This window comes from Chelatococcus sp. YT9, from assembly GCF_018398315.1.
Taxonomy (GTDB): domain Bacteria; phylum Pseudomonadota; class Alphaproteobacteria; order Rhizobiales; family Beijerinckiaceae; genus Chelatococcus.
The window spans coordinates 73,941-92,858 of the sequence record NZ_JAHBRW010000001.1 but is presented as its reverse complement, the minus strand read 5'-3'; the positions used below and the strand labels follow the sequence as shown (position 1 = coordinate 92,858).

Genomic DNA, 18,918 nt, shown 5'->3' with positions numbered 1-18,918 from the left:
CTTCAGGCGATATCTGTATCATCAGGTGAATAGCAGTCGTAATGACCTCGACAACCGCGACGTCCTCCGCCCGGCCGGGGCTGCTCGCCGAGCTGCCAACTCTGGCGGACTGCATTGCGCGCCCTTACGACAACTTTTCCATATTGCGACTCATCCTGGCGCTTGCCGTGGTGGTCTCCCACGCCTTCAGCGTCTCGACCGGCGGCCATGAGCCTTTTTACCTCTCGACCGGCTTCAGCCTGGGCGAGTATGCGGTCAATGGCTTTTTCACGGTCTCCGGTTTCCTTGTGACCATGAGCTTCGCGCGGCGCGGCTGGCGCGACTACATCGTCGCGCGCACGTTGCGCATCGCCCCGGCCTTCATTGTCGTGACGCTCGCGATGGCGGCATTCGGCTCGGTGATCACCACCTTGAGCTTCGCCGATTACTGGCGTGATCCGCAGGTCGGCCGCTTCGTCGTCGCGACGCTCACCACCTTCAAGAGCGCCGGCCTTCTGCCCGGTGTGTTTGCGGACAATCCCCTGCGTTATCCGCTCGGCACGGTCTGGACGCTGAAATATGAGGTGCTGTGCTATCTCGGCGTGCTCGTCTTCGGAGTGACCGTCGGCCTGAGCCGTCGCGGTATCGCGTTGGCCATCGTCGCCGGACTCGGCATCGCGATCGTCCTCCTGGATGCGCTCGATCCGGAGGCCGGAAAGGCCGTGCAGACGTCTCTCCGGCTGCCGTTCCTGTTCGGGCTGGGGGCGGTCTTCTTCCTGTACCGCGATGAGGTGCGGATCACCTCCTGGCTCGTGCTCATGCTCGTGGGCGCGACGTGGCTTGCACAGGACACCGCTTTCTACAAGGCGCTCAATTTCATGGCGGGGGCATACGGCATCATCTGGCTGGCAGTTGCGCCCGGGCTGTCCTCACGGGCCTTCGACCTGAAGACAGATCTGTCGTACGGCGTCTATCTACTCGGCTGGCCGGTGCAGCAGACCCTTCAGGCCTTCTCGCCTCAGATGCCCATTGAGGCGATGCTCCCCATCGCAATGGGCTTGTCTCTCCTCGTCGCGTTGGTCTCTTGGCATCTGGTGGAGAAGCCGGCGCTCGGCCTCAAGGCTCGTATTCTCAATCACGGACGCCGCCAGGACGCTCCATCCGTCGCGCCCTGACGGCGGCGATGAGGGCGTGGACATCGCCACTCTGAAGTAGGGGAATGAGAGCCGCCACATCGTCGCGCGGCAGCTCCCACCAGGCGCAGTCCACAAGTGCGGCGATCGTGTCATCGTCGAACCGTTTGCGCATGATCCGCCCCGGCACACCCGCCACCACGGCGTAGGGCGGAACGTCGCGGCTGACCACCGCGCGGGCGGCGATGATGGCTCCCGGCCCAATCGTCACGCCGGGCAGGATGAGGGCGCCTGAGCCGATCCAGACATCCGCGCCAATCACCACATCTCCAGTCCGCCCTTGATGATCGAGGCCACCGGGAGCCTCCGGCCACTGCTCAGGGAAGGCGGAAAAGGGGTAGGTGCTCGCGAAATCGGCGCGATGATTGCCGCCGAGCATGATTTCCACCTGATCGGCTATGGAGCAATAGGGCCCGATCGTCAGTCTCGCTCCCCAATCGGCGAAGCGTACCTTTGGCCGGCCGTAGGAATAAGGCCCGATCGCTGCGCCATGTTTGCGGATGAGCTTTTCGAGGTGAAGGCGGGTCTCGTTGTGCGGATTTCGGTTCACTCTCAGACGCTCGAAAAGCCGCATCGACGATCTCACCCCTGTTGCTTTGCTCCCAGCGCATTCCTGTGACGCCAAATCGACATTGACGCCATCGTACCTTAGCGCGCACAAGGCTTATGTACTGGAGCGGAACGATGGGAGAGCGCGGCGATGGCTGATGAAATGTCGAATGATCTGAAAGCCGGAGCCCTTTACTACCATCGTTTTCCCCGGCCCGGAAAGCTCGAGATCCAGCCCACCAAGCCGCTCGGCAACCAGCGGGACCTGGCACATGCCTATTCTCCCGGCGTCGCGGCCGCCTGCGAGGCGATCGTCGCCGATCCGGCGGAGGCTTCGCAGCTCACCTCCCGCCAAAATCTCGTTGCCGTGATTTCCAATGGCACGGCGGTACTCGGGCTTGGCAACATCGGGCCGCTGGCCTCCAAGCCGGTCATGGAAGGCAAGGCTGTCCTGTTCAAGAAATTCGCCGGGATCGATGTCTTCGATATCGAGGTGGCGGAAAACGATGCCGCGCGGCTCGTCGATGTCGTGGCAGCGCTGGAGCCGACATTCGGAGGCATCAATCTAGAGGATATCAAGGCGCCGGAGTGCTTCGAAGTCGAGGAAAGCCTGAAAGCCCGCATGGGGATCCCGGTCTTCCACGACGACCAGCACGGCACGGCGATCATCGTCGGCGCCGCCGTGAGCAATGCGCTCGAGCTCGCGGGCAAGTCGCTCGCCGACGTCAAGATCGTGACCTCAGGAGCCGGCGCGGCGGCGCTTGCGTGCCTCAATCTTCTGGTGACGCTTGGCGCGCGGCGCGAGAACATCTGGGTCACCGATATCGAGGGTGTCGTCTATGAAGGACGAGAAGCCCTGATGGATCGCTGGAAGAGCGTCTATGCCCAGAAGACCGACGCACGAACACTCGCCGAGGTCATTCCGGGCGCGGACGTGTTCCTCGGCCTTTCCGCCGGGGGCGTGCTCAAGGCGGACATGGTCAAGACCATGGCGGACAAACCCCTGATCCTGGCACTTGCCAATCCCTATCCCGAGATCATGCCCGATGCCGCGATTGCAGCGCGCCCGGATGCCATGATCTGCACCGGCCGGTCGGATTTCCCGAACCAGGTCAACAACGTCCTCTGCTTTCCCTACATCTTCCGCGGAGCGCTCGACGTCGAAGCCTCGACAATCAACGAGGCGATGAAGGCCGCGGCCGTCAAGGCCATTGCAGCGCTCGCCCGTGAGGCGCCGTCCGATGTCGTGGCGCGGGCCTATGGCGGGGATGTCAGCGGCTTCGGCCCGACCTCGCTGATCCCCAATCCCTTCGATCCCCGGCTTATCCTGCGCATTGCCCCGGCGGTTGCCCGCGCGGCCATGGAATCAGGCGTAGCCCGCAAGCCGATCACGGACATGGCGGCTTATACGGAGTCGCTCTCGCGCTTCGTGTTCCGGTCCGGTTTCATCATGAAGCCGGTATTCGCCTTGGCCCGCAAGGAGCCAAAGCGCGTGATCTATGCGGAGGGCGAGGACGAACGCGTGTTGCGCGCGGCGCAGGCGGTGCTGGAGGATGGTATCGCACAGCCGGTTCTCATCGGCCGTCCGGCCGTCGTCGAGACGCGCCTCAAACGCTTCGGTCTCTCCATCCAGGCGGGGAGGGACTTCGAGCTCATCAACCCGGAAGATGACCCCCGCTATCGCGACTACGTGGCGACCTACCTCGAAGTGGCCGGTCGCAAGGGGATCACTCCGGATATCGCGCGCACCCTGGTGCGCACCAGCACCACAGTCATTGCGGCGCTGGCACTCGCCCGTGGCGATGCGGACGCGATGCTCTGCGGGCTGGAGGGACGCTTCTCCTCCCGCATCAAGCATATCGAGGACATCATCGGCCTGGCGCCGGGTGTGCGTGCTCTTTCGGCGATGAGCCTGATCATCACCTCAAAAGGACACTACTTCCTCGCCGATACCCACGTCCGTGATGACCCGACCGCAGATGAGATTGCCGAAATGACGGTCATGTGCGCCGAGCACGTGCGCCGCTTCGGCATCGAGCCGCAGATCGCGCTGCTTGCCGACTCGGATTTTGGTTCGGCTGATACGGGCAGCGCGGTGAAGATGCGCCAAGCATTGGCGCTCATCCGCGAACGTGCGCCCTCCCTGGAGGTCGACGGCGAGATGCAAGCCGATTCGGCGCTGTCCCAGGTCATCCGCGAAAAGGTGTTGCCGACGTCGCGGCTCAAGGGGGCGGCGAATGTGCTGATCATGCCGAATCTCGACTCGGCAAATATCGCCTACCAACTCACCAAGATTCTCGCAGACGCCTTGCCGGTCGGCCCCATCATTCTCGGGCCGGCAAAACCTGCCCATATTCTGACGCCATCGGTCACGACACGCGGTATCGTCAACATGACGGCCGTGGCGGTCGTGGAAGCGCAGGCCAGCAACGGTGAAAGCACGACCGCGAAGGCTTGAGCTGCAGAGCCGGGACTGCGCGATCGTCGTTTCAGTAGTCGGCTGAGGAAGGGCGGTGTGTTGCGCCAGATCCGGCGTTCACCGCCGCCCTTGTTGCTGCAACTTACGAAGCGTGACGGCGGTGCATCGTCGGATGCGTCTGCGGAGCCGGCGCGGCATGCTGCTGCATCTGCTCCGCGTTGAGAAGTCGCTGATAGGCCTTCACGTTTTCCTGCGCGTCGCGAATACCGGCGAGATTGTGATCCTGCTGCATTCGGGCGGCGTCTTGCTGCTGAAATATGAAGAGATCGGGATCAGTGGCAAAAGCAGGTCCTGCACTGAGGGCCAGGCCAATGCCTGCATACAACGCAATAAGACGAGGCTTCATGGTTCGATGTCCTAGTGACTCCAGCCCCATGCCTTTTATACTTCAATTCAGCTTTTAAAGACTGCGACAAGTGCGCCCGCGCTCGCTCCCAAACTTCACAAGTTGAAGATCGGACATTCGTCCGGCCGGCAACGAAAAAGCCCGGATCGTTCACCGATCCGGGCGTTCGCACCCACTATGGGATGGGAACGCTCTACTTCGCCTCGGCGCTGAGATCGATGTGCTCGAGGATCGCGGCAGGCTGACCGCCGGTCGCGCCATAATCGGCGAGGCCGAAGCCGGCGGGGTCCTTGGCCGCCGCTCTCACGGCGAGCTGCCCCGGCTTCGCGATGAAGCGCGCGATTGCTGCGCCCAGCGCCTTGCTCTCCGCGCTGCCGCCGAGGAAGCTCGGCACGCCGACGGTGGCGATCATGCCGTATTCTGTTTTGAGCGCCTCAGGAGACTTGTTCTGCTTGGCCGCTTCTTCCGCCAGCAGCTTGTCCGCGAGGCCCGCGTTATCCACAGTGAGCGCAAGGTTCTTCACGGTCAGCGCCATGCCGGCTGCATTGCGAACGGCCTCGTCCGAGGACAGCAGGTCGGGCGTGACGTTGCCGACAACCGCGCTGACGGTGGCCTTGCCCATGTCCTTGCCGCCGAACGAAAACTCGTTCAGCAGGAGTTCCTTGCCGCTCTCATTGAGCCGGCCCTCGATGGCAAAGGAGAGGGACAGATCCTTGTATCCCATCGCTGTGAGGCGTTTGGCGAAATCGTTCTCCGCATCCGCGGGCAGGGCGAAGAGGGCATTGTTGACCGCTAGCCGTAGCCCACCCTGCGCAGGATAGGCCGGGTTCGCCTGTTGCGGGTTCGGATTGTTGCCAACGCCGACCACGACATCGCCCACACTGAACTTTGACGGCGTGGGCTCGGTAACCTCAACCTGGATGTTTTTGATCGTTGCCGCGGTAGCGACGATGCTGTCCCACATCGACAAGGCTTCGGTCAGGATCTTGAACGAGCTTTCCTGCTTATGCGCGTCGTCCATAGGCAGGTTCTGCAAGCTCTCCACCAGAGAGAGCAGGGGTGTCTTGCTCTGCCGCGCGACGAAGCCATCGCCGGAAATCTCCGCGATGCTGATTTTTGTGCTTTCCGGATCTGTGATGACCATATTGACCATGGTGTAGGGACCATGGATTTTCATGGGCGGATTGGAGCCCGCGCTCGCACGCTCGGTATAAAGGCGTGTCATCGCGCCAATGTCGAACGCCTGTATGGTCAGCGCACCGAAGCTGCCGCTCGTGGTACTTACTTCCGGTACGGGGTTGGCTTGGTTGTTGGCACCGTCGCCACTCCCCTGAGTGGGGGAGGCGGGTTTGTCCGCCCGTGCCGTCGTGCTGTAACGGCCGCTATCCTGCGAGAAGGTGGCGGCAACACCATTCACCACATCACGAAATACGATGCCCGTGTACGTGCCGGTCGTATGGCTCGAGGCGCCGTCGAAGGAAAAGTTCGATTCGTATTTAAGTTCGGGAATGACCACGCTGCTGGCCGAGATCTTCGCCAGCCGGCTGGCGAGCGTGTCCGGCGCATTGGGGGCGAACAGCGCTGCAAGGCTCGTGCGATCGAGGTTTGAGCCGGTGAAGCTCATGCGCGGAATGTCGTAGCGGATGGGGCCGACGGTCACGGTGACGTTCTCGAGCGTCACGTCTTCGGCGGCAATGGCAGGCGCGATCAGCGCCAGGCTGCCGGTGGTGCTGACGCGACCGATCGCAATCGCTGCGCTTTCACCAGCAAGACGCAGATCCTGCAGGATGATCCGCCCGTTGATCGGGTTGGCGTCCACCATGCCAATGGTGACGCCCGCCCGTGCTGCGGCCGCAACAACGCCGTGTTCGGTTGCGAATTTTGCGCCTAAGGCGCCAACGCCCGCAAGAGCGGCCAATGAAACTGCGGACAGCAAGACGGCTTTCGAGCGCGGCCGGGCCATGGTGGTTTTCCTCAGATCGTGGGGATGGGCGGTTCCTGCCCAATCTACCGTAGTGCATGCAGTAGCGCGCGGGAACAACCGGATGACGATCGTTTCCGCTGCAGGAATTCGCCGAAACTTTCACGCGCCGGTAGGAGCGAATGCGCCGCTTACAGCGAGAATGACGTGCCGCAGCCGCATGAAGCGGTTGCGTGCGGATTTTCGATCTTGAAGGACTGACCAATGAGATCGTCCACGAAATCGATCACTGCCCCGTCCATGTATTGCAGCGAGACGGAATCGACCAGCACGGTGGCCCCATCACGCTCGACGACGAGATCGTCATCCGCGCGTTCATGGTCTACGTCGAAGACATATTGAAAGCCGGAGCAACCGCCACCGTTGACGCTGACCCGCAGCATGGCCCCGGCCTGTTCTCCGGCGAGGACTTCCTGGATGCGCGCCGCGGCACGCTCAGTGAGGGAAATCGGCGTCATGCTCATGTCACCCATGCTGCTCATAGCGTCGTCACACTGCCACGCGCGTAGTCTACTGCAAAGCCGCCCGCGCCCGCTTACCAGGACAGGCACGGCCGAACCGCTCGGCCAACCCGCTCGCTTCGCCAATATCTCCTTGGCAAAGCGCCTAGCTCATAGATAAGTGCGGCGCGATGGACGTTCAACGGTGGAGTGAGACGTGCGGCCCAATGGCGAACGCTGGCGAGCCCCCTATGCCTGCGACCCCGGAGCGAGCCGTGGCAGGCTCCATCCAGAGAGCGATTCGCCCACGCGCAGTCCTTTCCAGCGCGATCGCGACCGTATCATCCACTCCACGGCATTCCGGCGGCTGAAGCACAAGACGCAGGTGTTCGTCTACCATGAGGGCGACCATTATCGGACGCGGCTGACACATACCATCGAGGTCAGCCAGATCGCCCGCGCACTTGCCCGCGCGCTTGGTCTCGACGAGGACCTCGCGGAGGCGCTCGCTCTCTCGCATGATCTTGGCCATACCCCGTTCGGTCACACCGGCGAGGATGCGTTGGACGCGGAAATGCTGGGGCAGGGCGGTTTTGATCACAACGCGCAGGCCTTGCGCATCGTCACGCGCCTGGAACGTCGCTATGCCGCTTACGATGGGCTCAATCTCACGTGGGAGACGCTCGAGGGGCTGGTGAAGCATAATGGCCCGCTGGTGGATGCGGAGGGCCGGGGGATCGGTGCCTATCGGGAGCACGGGGTACCCGGCGCCATCCTGGAATATTGCGCGCTGCAGGACCTGCAGCTTGCGAGTTTTGCCAGCGCCGAGGCCCAATGCGCGGCCATCGCAGACGACATCGCCTATGATGCGCATGACATAGACGATGGATTGCGGGCCGAACTGTTCGACCTCGTCGATCTCGCCGGTGTTCCTTTCCTGCGCGACATCCTCCGTGAGATCGACCGGGCCTATCCTGGGCTTGAGCGCAGTCGCGTCATTCACGAGCTCGTGCGCCGCATCATTACCCGCTTCGTCGAAGATGTGATCGCCGAGAGCGAACGACGCCTTGCGCTGCTTGCGCCAGCGGACGCCGACGCCATTCGCGCCGCGGGCGATGCGGTGGTTGCCTTCTCTGCGGGCATGGCCGAGGCGGAGGCGGGCGTTAAGGGCTTCCTCTATCCTCATATGTATCGGCACCCGACGGTCATGGCGGTGCGCCACCAGGCTGATCGCGTGGTCCGCGAGCTCTTCCAACGTTTCGTGGCGGAGCCTCGACTGATGCCTGCGGAGTGGTGCGTGGACCTCGCGGGGGCTGACGACAGCCGCCTGATGAGGCGCGTCGCGGATTACATCGCCGGGATGACCGATCGCTACGCTTTGGAGGAACACCGGCGCTTGTTTGACGCAACACCTGATTTGCGCTAGTGGAACCCATCTGACAATGTGATACGATTATCATATTGTCGTTTAAATTCAGGCGGTTATATCCGGTTTTTCAGTCGCTGTCTGCGCGATTGGCTGGCGTTCGCCGCGTTCGAGCAGCTGAAAACCTGATTGAGCTCTGGTTTTCGGCCGCGAAGCCCGCATGGACATCCCATGAATATCTTCGACCTGTATCAGCGCCATTTGTCCACCATCATCGAGGAACAGGTGGCTTCGGGCCATCTCGCTGGAGGGCTCGACTTGTCGCGCGTTGTGGTCGAGCCACCGCGCGATGCCACGATGGGCGATCTCGCGACGAATGCCGCGATGGTGCTGGCAAGGGATGCCAAGACCAATCCGCGCGCCTTGGCTGAGCTCCTCAGCAATGCGCTCAAGGCTGCCCCCGGGGTTGCGGACGTTGCGGTAGCCGGGCCGGGCTTCATCAATCTGACGCTCGAGCCGGGTGTCTACCACGATGTGATGCGCGCGGTGCTCACAGGCGCTTCTGATTTCGGCCGCGGCACAGCCGATGCGGCGGCTCCGGTCAATGTCGAATATGTGTCGGCGAATCCAACCGGGCCGATGCATGTAGGTCATGGCCGCGGAGCCGTCTTCGGCGATGCTTTGGCGAACGTGCTTGCCTTCGCGGGACGGCAGGTGACGCGTGAGTATTATATCAACGACGCCGGTGGGCAGGTCGATGTCCTCGCCCGCTCGGCGTTCCTGCGCTATCGCGAGGCGCTTGGCCAGGACATCGGTGAAATCCCGGAGGGGCTCTATCCCGGTGACTACCTGAGACCGGTGGGGGCGGAGCTCGCGGCGCGCTTCGGCGATACGCTGCTGTCCAAGTCCGAGGCGGAATGGCTGCCGATCGTGCGCGAGGTCGCCATCGATGGCATGATGGCGATGATCCGTGATGACCTTGCGGCGCTCGGCATTCACCACGATGTTTTCTTCTCGGAACGCACTTTACATGGCGCCAACGGCGGGGCCATCAAGACAGTCATCGATGAGCTGACGCAGCGCGGTTTTGTGTATCGCGGTCGCGTTCCTCCACCCAAGGGACAGCTGCCCGAGGATTGGGAGGACCGTGAGCAGCTTCTGTTCCGGGCAACGGACGTCGGTGACGACATTGACCGTCCTCTGATGAAGTCCAACGGCAGCTACACCTATTTTGCAGCTGACGTCGCCTATCTCGAGGACAAGCATGCGCGCGGCTTTCGCGAGCTGATTTACGTCCTCGGCGCTGACCACGGCGGCTATGTCAAGCGCCTGCAGGCGGTTGGTCGCGCCATCGGTGGTAAGGACACGGAGGTGATCGTGCTGCTCTGCCAGCTCGTCCGTCTCTTGCGCGATGGCGAGCCCGTGAAGATGTCGAAGCGCTCGGGCGATTTCGTCACGCTGCGTGAGGTGATCGATGAAGTCGGGCGCGATGCGGTGCGCTTCATGATGCTTTTCCGCAAGAATGACGCGACGCTTGATTTCGATCTCGCGAAGGTGGTCGAACAGTCTAAGGACAACCCGGTTTTCTATGTGCAGTACGCCCACGCGCGTTGCGCATCGGTCTTCCGGCAGGCGGGGGAAGCGCTGGCGGATGTGGGTATGACCGGCGAGGCCCTTGCATCCGCTGACTTTTCTCGATTGAATGATGATTCGGAAGTCGAGATTTTGCGTCGCTTGGCCCAGTATCCCCGAGTCGTGCAGGCGTCGGCTGCGTCACATGAGCCGCACCGGGTAGCGTTCTTCCTGTATGAACTGGCAAGTGCGTTTCATAGTTTATGGAATAAAGGCAAAGACTCGCCCCAATTACGATTTATTAATGCTGACGATCGAGATTTGACCACTGCAAGGCTGGGTCTAGTCCTAGCTGTTAGATCCGTCCTTGCATCTGGTCTTGCAATTCTTGGGGTTGCGGCACCAGACGAGATGCGCTAACCGCGGCTTTTATTGTGCGCGACATAATGTCGCTGAATCGCTGGCAAAGGTCGTAGGCGGCGTGCGAGTATTGGACAGGGGTAGCTCCTTCGGCTGCGCCGCGAGTTCGGACTGCGCCCATGATTGAGAGAAACAAGGCCCGCTTTGCTGAGGATCCCACGTTTGACGACCGTCCCGTGCGGCCGTCCGGGAGCAACCAGCAACCTTTCGCCGGCGATGATCCGCTGGCCGAGCTGGCACGAATCGTCGGTCAGGACGATCCCTTTCGCGGATTGCTGGCTGACGATAGGAATTTTCGCTCGCAGGGCGAGAACAATGCTGGTTCACGGTATTCACCTAAGCCACTGAACGACGACTTCGCCCCCGGTTTCGGACAGCCTGACGACCGGGCGCCGCTGCGTGGCGGCTTGCCGGGCTTCGGAGCCGATGACCGGATGGCGCCTCCGCGCGCCGACCACTACGATCCGGTCGAGCCGCCGGCATGGCTTACGCAGGCCCGCGGTGATCAGCCCGCCAGGTCTTTCGCGGCTGAATCGGATGAGGAGCCGCGGCCGGGGCATTACGACCAGTCCTACGCGCCCGAGATCGGCGCAGAGCCACGCTTTGATCCGACGACGGGAACCTATGCCTATCCTGGCTACCAGGATGGTGGTCCTGATGAATTCCAAGACGATGATGAGCGACGGTCCGATGGCCGCGAAGGCGACTATGATCAGTCGGCCTATGCTGATGAGACAATACCCGAGCGCCGTTCGCGCAAGGGGTTGATCGCCGTTTTGCTTATCCTGGGCATGGCGGGCGTTGGTGTCGCATCAGCGCTTGTGTTCAGGGGGGGATCGAGCGTCTCCAGCGATGGTCCGCCGGTGATCGCGGCTGATGATCAACCGGTCAAGGTGCAGCCCGAGAATCCGGGCGGCGTTGTCGTGCCGGATCAAAATAAGGCGATCTATGAACGCGCAGGCGATCCCATCGCCACGGAAACAAAGGTCGTCAGTCGTCAGGAGCAGCCGCTCGACGTGAATCAGGCGCTGCGCCAGGAACAGCCCTCGGCCACGGGGGCGACCGGGCCAATTGACGGTGTGCCGAATGCGCTTTCGCCATCCGGAACGAGCGAGATGGGCATGGGCGGCCCGACGGCTCCGCATCCAGCCACCGCCGTCCTGGGCGAGCCCCGGAAGGTAAAGACCGTATCCGTGCGTCCTGACGGAACGATCATGACGGATGCGCCTCAGGCGCCTCCGCCGCAGGCTGCCCGTGTTGCTGCGGCTGACCCGACGCCGGTGAACGCTACGCCGGCGACGCCGCCCCAGCGTTCCAATGAGCCGCCAGCCCAAGCGGAGGCCCAACCGGCCGTCGCGCCTCCGACTCCGCCCCGTCCACCGACACGGGCACCGCTGCGGATCACGCCGCCGGCCCAGCAGCGCGCGGCAGCGCCCGCGCCCGCTCAGCCCGAGCAGGTCGCTTCCGTCAACACCCAGGCCCCGACCGCCAGTGGCGCGGCGCCGGCCGCAACGAGCGGCGGCAGCTTCGCCGTGCAGCTCGGGGCTCCCGGCAGCGAGAAGGAAGCACGGGATCTTTTTGCGTCCCTTCAGCGTCGCTATGGCGACCTTGGTGGGTACCGTCCGCAGATCCGTCGGGCAGAGGTCAATGATCGCACGATTTACCGTCTCCGCGTCGGACCGTTTTCCCGTGAAGACGCAACCTCGCTGTGCACGCGACTTCAGGCCTCTGGCGGGCAGTGCTTCGTAGCCCGCAACTGAGTTAACGATGGTGGCGGTGAAGGATATCGCTGCCGCTTATCGGGTTGCCCAACGCTCCCCCGGGTGTCATGCCCGGGGGATTGTTGTTTCTGAGGTCAGATGGCCGGTGGTAATCTCGATTTCAGTGGCACAAGGCCGCACGAGACGAGCTTGCCCCAGGGTTGTGTCTGCGGCCCGCAGGTCGCTAGATTTCCTTCTAAGCCATCCCAACAGCTACGGTGTGCCATGATGCGCGCGATGATCGCCGGTTGTTCCGGTTTAACTTTGAACGCAGAGGAAGCGCGCTTCTATCGGGATGCGGACCCGTGGGGTTTCATCCTTTTCAAGCGCAATGTGGATACGCCAGACCAGGTGCGGGCGTTGACCGCCGCGTTGCGGGAGGCCGTTGGCCGCGCGGATGCGCCCATCCTCATCGACCAGGAGGGCGGCCGGGTGCAGCGGTTGAGGCCTCCCCACTGGCCGGATTATCCGCCGGCCCGCGCCTATGGCGAGCTCTACGAGCGGGATGAGGCCTTCGGTCGGGAGATCGCGCGGCTTGGAGCACGCCTGATTGCGCATGATCTCCTCTCTCTCGGCATCACCGCCGACTGCATGCCTGTTCTCGATATTCCGATCCCGGGGGCCAGTTCGGTGATAGGTGATCGTGCCTATGGCTCGCAGCCACGCCTCGTTGCGGATCTCGGCCGGGCAGTTGCCGACGGGTTGATGGCGGGCGGGGTGCTGCCGGTGATCAAGCACATGCCTGGGCATGGGCGAGGCGGCGTCGATAGTCACCATGAGTTGCCCGTCGTGGACGTCCCCCTGTCCGAATTGGAGATGTGCGATTTCGTGCCCTTCCGGCTTCTGTCGGACCTGCCGCTCGCGATGACAGCCCATGTGGTCTACAAGGCCATCGACGAGCGCCATCCCGCGACCACTTCAGCGGTCGTCATCAGCCGCGTTATTCGCCAAGCGATCGGGTTCGGCGGGCTTTTGATGAGTGACGATCTCTCCATGAACGCGCTCTCCGGCACGGCTGCGGAGCGCGCTCGGGCTTCCTTGAACGGGGGCTGCGATGTCGTTCTTCACTGCAACGGCGATCTCGCCGAGATGCGCCTTGTCGCCGCGGAGGTGCCGCTGCTCGCCGGAGAGCCGGAGGCACGTGCGACGGCGGCGCTGAGGGCGACTGCCGCGGGGGCGGAGCCCTTCGATCCTGTGGAAGGCATGGCTTGCCTCAATCTAGCGCTTGCGACGGCCGCGTGACGCGCTGAAGGTTAACGCTGGCACGAATCATCGCATCCGGAGCGAAATGCCGTGACTCGCGAACTCGCGTTCGAAGATGTCGCGCAACCTGAGCGCGACGATGACGATCCGGCCCTGATCGTCGATGTGGACGGATTTGAAGGTCCGCTCGACCTGCTGCTGGAACTTGCGCGGCGACAGAAAGTCGACCTGGCGCGGATCTCCATTCTGGCGCTTGCGGAGCAGTATCTCGGCTTCGTGGAAGAGGCGCGCCGTGTGCGCCTCGAGCTTGCCGCTGATTATCTCGTCATGGCGGCCTGGCTCGCCTATCTCAAATCGCGGCTGCTCCTCCCGGAGGCTCCGAAAGGAGAGGGTGATGAACCGAGCGCGGCGGATCTCGCGACGGCCCTCGCCCTTCGCCTGCGACGGCTGGAGGCCATGCGGGAGGCGGCGAAGAAGCTTGCCGAGCGTCCGCAGCTGGGGCGCGAGTTCTTCGGCCGCGGTCAACCAGAGGCCATCGGCGATGTGGCGCGTCCGCAATGGGAGGCGACGCTCTACGATCTCTTGAGCGCCTATGCCCGCCAACGGATGAAGAACGTCAATGCGCGGGTCACGCTGCGCAAGCGGTTCGTGTGGTCCTTGGTCGATGCCCGCGAGGCGCTTGAGCGGCTCGTTGGCGTCGCCACGAATTGGACACAACTGGACGATTTTCTCGTCGACTACGCCGTCGACCCCGCCATGCGCACGACCGTGCGGGCGTCCGCCTTCTCCGCGACGCTCGAGATGGTGCGCGAAGGTCTCCTCGACCTGCAGCAGGACGGAGCCTTTACGCCGCTCTGGGTGCGCCGGCGCGAGAAGGTGAGGGGCACCGCGAAGGGTGCTGTTGGCCATGTCGGAAATGATGTCGAGGGCGGCGCTTCGCCGGAAGGGCACGGCCATGGAGGCCGTGTTTCACAAGGCGAGATTCAAGAGGACGCGGCATGACGGCCGACATGGCGGCCATCGCGACTGACGACGAGGAGGCTTTTGTCTTCGCACAGGCGTTGCGCGCAGCGGAAGCCGTCCTGTTTGCATCTCGCGAGCCTGTCAGCGAGCGAGATCTTGCGGGCCGCCTTCCACCGAGCATTGACGTGCCGGCTGTGCTTGAGCGGCTGCAGGCGCATTATTCCGGTCGCGGCGTCAACCTCGTCCGCGTCGCGGGCATGTGGGCGTTCCGCACGGCGCCGGACCTCGCTGCCTCCCTGGCACGCGAGGTCGAGGAACCGCGCAAATTGTCGCGGGCTGCCCTCGAGACACTGGCTATCATCGCCTATCATCAGCCTGTCACACGCGCCGAGATAGAGGAGATCCGCGGCGTGGCGACCTCTCGTGGAACGCTCGACACGCTTCTGGAGAGTTCATGGATCCGGCTGCGTGGCCGGCGGCGGACGCCGGGGCGTCCCGTCACATACGGGACTACGGCGACCTTCCTGAGCCATTTCGGGCTTGATGCCATTGACGACCTGCCGGGGCTCGACGAGTTGAAGGGAGCCGGTTTCATCGAGGGCCGTGTGCCATCGGCCTTCAGCGTGCCCCTGCCGAGCGACAGTCCCGCCCTGACCGGGGACGAGGACCCCCTCGAGGACGGCCCGCTCGAGGATAATCTGTTCGACCGGCTTGGTGACGAGCGCGGGCTCGACGAAGACAGCGCCTGACAAGCTCGAGCGTAGGTGTTGCCGCGTGCAGCGCAAGCTTCACAGCGGTCACGCAATGGCGATGACGAAGTGCTTGTTTTCGCCGTTGCGGACGCCTAGTTTCGATGAAAGTCCAGCCTGCAGAGCGTGTAGGCATTTGTGGTGCGCCGAAGAGGTGCTCTCGGAGATTGAGTTATGGGTGGAGCTAGCATTTGGCACTGGATCGTCGTCGGCGTGATCGTGCTGCTCTTGTTCGGGCGGGGCAAGATTTCGGACATGATGGGCGACGTCGCCAAGGGCATCAAGGCCTTCAAGAAGGGCATGAGTGAGGACGAGGAGAAGGCGGCGCAGCCCTCCGCCTCTGAGCCGCCGCGTCCGCTTAGCCATCAGTCCACCACCGGCGCGACCGTCGAGGCGCCCGCTGGCGAGCGTAAGGCCGGCTAAGCACGATAATGCGCGCGGCGGCCCGGCCGCATTCAAGACTATGGTGCGATCGGATCGCCGGACGCCGTTGAGCCTGACATGTTCGATATAGGTTGGAGCGAATTACTCCTTGTCGGTGCGGTGGCGCTCGTCGTCATCGGACCCAAGGATTTGCCGCGCGCATTGAAGACGGTTGGGCAGTTTACGACCAAGCTCAAGCGCATGGCTGCGGAGTTTCAGTCCCAGTTCAACGAGGCGATGCGCGAGGCCGAACTCGACGACATCAAGCGCAGCGTTGACAGCGTGAAGGACGCAACCAAGTCGTTCAACCCGCTCCAGAAGGTACGGGACGAGCTGCAGACGGTTCGAAACGATATCCGCAATAGCGTTGAGGCAAAGCCGGTAGATACGGGTTCGCCAGAACCGGCCGAGTTCGCCCCCGGTACCGAGACGCAGCCCGGTGACACGGTTGTCGGCGGGACCTCCGACACCATCCAGGCATCGGCATCGGACAGCCTCGCGGCACCGCATCCGGACCATCCGCTGCCACCCCTTGATCTCGGTCTCGCCCAGTTACCCGCAGCGCCCGAGCCTGCGGTGGTGCTGCATGCGGCGAACTCATCCGCGAAGGCCGCCGAGCCGAGCAAGCCAGAGGCCGCCAAGGGCGTCCCGGCCCCGGCCGTGCCAGCTGCGGGCGCTGAGCCGCCAAAGCTCCCGGCGACCACCCTCGCCGCCCAGGAAGGACAGGGTGCGACGCCGAAACCTGCGGCCAAATCCAGGCGCAAGGTGCCCAACGCGGATCTAACGGACGATCGCGCCACGACCGCGCGGGCAACCAAGCCCCGAGCCGCGGTGAAACCGGCGTCCGCGATGGAGGGTGATGCGGCCGTGGTGTCGAGCGAACCCGCAAGGGGTCGCAAGGCGAAGATTGCCACCAAAGCTGCGCCCAAGGCAGACGCGCCGCCACGCGAGACCAAGACTGCCTCCAAGTCTGGGACCGCCCCCAGATCCAGGACGGGCTCAAGATCGGGATCTCAGCCTCAATCAGGGCAGGGCGGTGCATCCGCGAACGCCCCGGGGACCGAACCGTCTGCGCTTCCGGTCGCGAGCGAGTCCGTGCCGACCGGTATATCTCCTGTGGCCAAGCCTGACGTGCCGGGCGAGGGAAGCCTGACATGAGCGAGGTTCAGACCAGCGTGCCACCCGTCGAGGAGGAGCTCGACGAGGTTGAGGCCTCACGGGCGCCCTTGATCGATCATCTCATCGAGTTGCGCTCGCGTCTGATCAAGGCGCTGATCAGCTTCATCGTGATGTTCTTCCTCTGCTTCCTCTTGGCGAAGCAGATCTACAACATCCTGGTCTGGCCCTATGTGTTCGCTGCGGGGCCTGGCGCTGACGTGCGTCTGATCTACACTGCGCCGCTCGAGTACCTCTTTACCCAGATCAAGATTGCCGTATTCGGAGCGGCATTCCTGTCATTCCCCGTGGTGGCAACGCAGATCTACAAATTTGTCGCGCCGGGGCTGTACAAGAACGAGCGACAAGCCTTCCTGCCCTATCTCGTCGCCACCCCGTTCTTCTTCGTTCTGGGCGCTGCCGTGGTCTATTTCATCGCCATGCCGATGGTGATGAATTTCTCGCTCGGGCAGCAGCAGGCAGGCGGCGCGGGCCATGCGGCGATCGAGCTTCTGCCGAAGGTCAGCGAGTATCTCTCGCTGATCATGACGCTGATTTTCGCTTTCGGCATCTGCTTCCAGTTGCCGGTGATTCTCACGCTTCTGGCGCGGGCGGGGCTGATCGACAGCCAATTCCTTAAGGACAAGCGGCGCTACGCCATCGTCGGCGTGTTCATCGTGGCGGCCGTGCTGACGCCGCCGGATGTGATCAGCCAGGTAGCCCTTGCCCTGCCTACGCTCCTCCTTTACGAGCTTTCTATCGTCTCGGTCCGCATGGTCGAGAAGAAGCGGGCGGAAGCCGAGGCCGCGCGCGAAGCGGAGTGAGCCTTGCAGCAAGCACGCCGTTGAAGACCGCCCGGCGGCTGAGATAGCACAGGCCCATGCACGACATTCGCCTCATTCGCGACAACCCTGAGCCCTTCGTGACAGGGTTGATCCGCCGTGGCTCCTCCAAGGCGGAGGCGCAAGCCCTTCTTGACAGGCTTCTCGAACTCGATGACCGCCGGCGCGGGGCCATCGCTGCGGCCCAGTCGGTGCAGGAGCGGCGCAATGCGCTGTCGCGGGAGGTCGGTGAGGCCAAGAAGGCGAAGGATGAGACGCGCGCGCAGGCGTTGATGGCCGAGGTCGCTGCGTTGAAAGACAAAGCGCCTGAGCTCGAGGCCGAGGAACGGCAGGCGCTGGCGGAACTCGACCGGGAACTGGCGGCGATCCCCAACACGCCGCTCGACGAGGTGCCGACCGGCGCCGACGAGCACGACAATGTCGAGCACCATCAGCATGGCGCCAAGCGCAACTATGCCTTCGCGCCGAAGCAGCATTTCGAGATCGGCGAGGGGCTTGGCCTCATGGACTTCGAGACGGCGGCGAAGCTCTCCGGCGCGCGTTTCGTCGTGCTCAAGGGTCAGCTCGCGCGGCTGGAGCGGGCGCTCGGCCAGTTCATGCTCGATGTCCACACGGGCGAGCATGGCTACACGGAGGTCAATCCACCGCTTCTGGTGCGCGACGACGCGATGTTCGGTACGGCGCAGCTGCCGAAGTTCGAGGAAGACCAGTTCAGCGTGACAGCGGGACGGCCCGAGGCGGACAGCGCCGCGGGCAGCCACTGGCTGATCCCGACCGCGGAAGTGCCACTGACGAATCTGGTCCGTGAATCAATCCTTTCCGAGGAAGAGCTGCCAAAGCGATTCACCGCCCTCACCCCCTGTTTCCGCGCCGAGGCAGGCTCGGCCGGACGGGACACGCGCGGCATGATCCGCCAACACCAGTTCACCAAGGTCGAGCTCGTCTCCATCACCACGCCGGAGAAATCCGGCGAGGAGCATGAACGTATGCTCGCCGCTGCCGAAGAGATCCTGAAGCGCCTCGAGCTGCATTATCGGGTCGTGACGCTCTGCACCGGCGACATGGGCTTTGCCTCGCAGAAGACCTACGACATCGAGGTTTGGCTGCCCGGGCAGGACGCCTATCGCGAGATCTCGAGCTGCTCGGTCTGCGGCGACTTCCAGGCGCGGCGCATGCAGGCGCGGTTCCGTGCGGCCGGCGCCAAGCAGACGCGGCTTGTTCATACGCTCAACGGATCGGGCACGGCGGTAGGCCGTGCGCTGGTCGCTGTGCTGGAAACCTGGCAGAACGAAGATGGATCGGTCACCATCCCACCGGCGTTGCGCCCGTATATGATGGGCCAGACCACGCTGGAACGCCCGGCCTGATTGCTACGCCGGCGATTGCGATCCGGCAGTTCGCGGCTCGTGGCGAGAGGGCCCTGGCGAACGCATGATCCAAGCTGGCAAGATCAGGTAACTTTTGAGGTTTACGCTCTGGCGGTGGCACCATGCCGCGA

At 63.5% G+C, this 18,918-nt stretch carries 16 protein-coding genes; 12 read left to right on the top strand and 4 right to left on the bottom strand.

What is annotated here, in order from left to right:
• Window positions 1-41 precede the first annotated feature (41 nt).
• Window positions 42-1,154, top strand: a complete 1,113-nt coding sequence (locus KIO76_RS00405) for an acyltransferase family protein (protein WP_213320963.1) — start codon at window positions 42-44, stop codon at window positions 1,152-1,154.
• On the opposite strand, the gene KIO76_RS00400 is transcribed toward KIO76_RS00405, so the two are convergent.
• Entirely contained in the window at window positions 1,111-1,746 is a 636-nt protein-coding gene (locus tag KIO76_RS00400) for a CatB-related O-acetyltransferase (RefSeq protein WP_213320962.1), read from the bottom strand. The genes KIO76_RS00405 and KIO76_RS00400 overlap by 44 nt on opposite strands.
• 126 nt (window positions 1,747-1,872) lie before the next feature.
• Here KIO76_RS00400 and KIO76_RS00395 point away from each other — a divergent pair, with 126 nt between their 5' ends.
• The gene (locus KIO76_RS00395; RefSeq protein ID WP_283771394.1) at window positions 1,873-4,179 is read left to right on the top strand and encodes an NADP-dependent malic enzyme; all 2,307 of its coding nucleotides are present in this window, start codon (window positions 1,873-1,875) and stop codon (window positions 4,177-4,179) included.
• A gap of 103 nt (window positions 4,180-4,282) precedes the next feature.
• Here KIO76_RS00395 and KIO76_RS00390 read toward each other — a convergent pair whose 3' ends face one another.
• The 3 genes from KIO76_RS00390 to erpA form a co-directional block, all read right to left on the bottom strand.
• A complete protein-coding gene (locus KIO76_RS00390; protein WP_213320961.1) occupies window positions 4,283-4,576 on the bottom strand; it encodes a hypothetical protein in 294 nt (97 codons plus the stop codon).
• Between the two features lie 163 nt (window positions 4,577-4,739).
• Complete coding sequence (locus KIO76_RS00385) at window positions 4,740-6,509, bottom strand: aq_1923 C-terminal domain (protein WP_213320960.1); 1,770 nt, start codon at window positions 6,507-6,509, stop codon at window positions 4,740-4,742.
• Between the two features lie 149 nt (window positions 6,510-6,658).
• The gene (gene erpA, locus KIO76_RS00380; RefSeq protein ID WP_213324913.1) at window positions 6,659-6,985 is read right to left on the bottom strand and encodes an iron-sulfur cluster insertion protein ErpA; all 327 of its coding nucleotides are present in this window, start codon (window positions 6,983-6,985) and stop codon (window positions 6,659-6,661) included.
• 199 nt (window positions 6,986-7,184) lie between these two features.
• Here erpA and KIO76_RS00375 point away from each other — a divergent pair, with 199 nt between their 5' ends.
• From KIO76_RS00375 to serS, 10 genes are all read left to right on the top strand, one after another.
• On the top strand, window positions 7,185-8,393 hold the full coding sequence (locus tag KIO76_RS00375) for a deoxyguanosinetriphosphate triphosphohydrolase (protein ID WP_213320959.1): 1,209 nt from the start codon (window positions 7,185-7,187) through the stop codon (window positions 8,391-8,393).
• Between the two features lie 171 nt (window positions 8,394-8,564).
• A complete protein-coding gene (argS, locus tag KIO76_RS00370; RefSeq protein WP_213320958.1) occupies window positions 8,565-10,325 on the top strand; it encodes an arginine--tRNA ligase in 1,761 nt (586 codons plus the stop codon).
• A 119-nt stretch (window positions 10,326-10,444) separates the two neighbouring features.
• Window positions 10,445-12,085: an SPOR domain-containing protein gene (locus KIO76_RS00365; RefSeq protein WP_213320957.1), complete on the top strand. Its 1,641-nt coding sequence runs from the start codon at window positions 10,445-10,447 to the stop codon at window positions 12,083-12,085.
• 228 nt (window positions 12,086-12,313) lie between these two features.
• A complete protein-coding gene (nagZ, locus tag KIO76_RS00360) occupies window positions 12,314-13,327 on the top strand; it encodes a beta-N-acetylhexosaminidase (RefSeq protein WP_249729666.1) in 1,014 nt (337 codons plus the stop codon).
• 51 nt (window positions 13,328-13,378) lie between these two features.
• Complete coding sequence (locus tag KIO76_RS00355; RefSeq protein WP_213320955.1) at window positions 13,379-14,290, top strand: segregation and condensation protein A; 912 nt, start codon at window positions 13,379-13,381, stop codon at window positions 14,288-14,290.
• Between the two features lie 8 nt (window positions 14,291-14,298).
• Window positions 14,299-15,000 carry an SMC-Scp complex subunit ScpB gene (gene scpB / locus KIO76_RS00350; protein ID WP_502761867.1) on the top strand — a complete coding sequence of 234 codons (702 nt, stop codon included), beginning with the start codon at window positions 14,299-14,301 and terminating at the stop codon, window positions 14,998-15,000.
• 174 nt (window positions 15,001-15,174) lie between these two features.
• Entirely contained in the window at window positions 15,175-15,423 is a 249-nt protein-coding gene (locus KIO76_RS00345; protein WP_213320953.1) for a twin-arginine translocase TatA/TatE family subunit, read from the top strand.
• Window positions 15,424-15,501: 78 nt separating this feature from the next.
• Window positions 15,502-16,581: a Sec-independent protein translocase protein TatB gene (tatB, locus tag KIO76_RS00340; protein ID WP_213320952.1), complete on the top strand. Its 1,080-nt coding sequence runs from the start codon at window positions 15,502-15,504 to the stop codon at window positions 16,579-16,581.
• Complete coding sequence (tatC, locus tag KIO76_RS00335) at window positions 16,578-17,402, top strand: twin-arginine translocase subunit TatC (protein ID WP_213320951.1); 825 nt, start codon at window positions 16,578-16,580, stop codon at window positions 17,400-17,402. Before tatB ends, tatC begins: the two co-directional genes overlap by 4 nt.
• A 56-nt stretch (window positions 17,403-17,458) precedes the next feature.
• Window positions 17,459-18,787, top strand: a complete 1,329-nt coding sequence (gene serS, locus KIO76_RS00330; RefSeq protein ID WP_213320950.1) for a serine--tRNA ligase — start codon at window positions 17,459-17,461, stop codon at window positions 18,785-18,787.
• Window positions 18,788-18,918 lie beyond the last annotated feature (131 nt).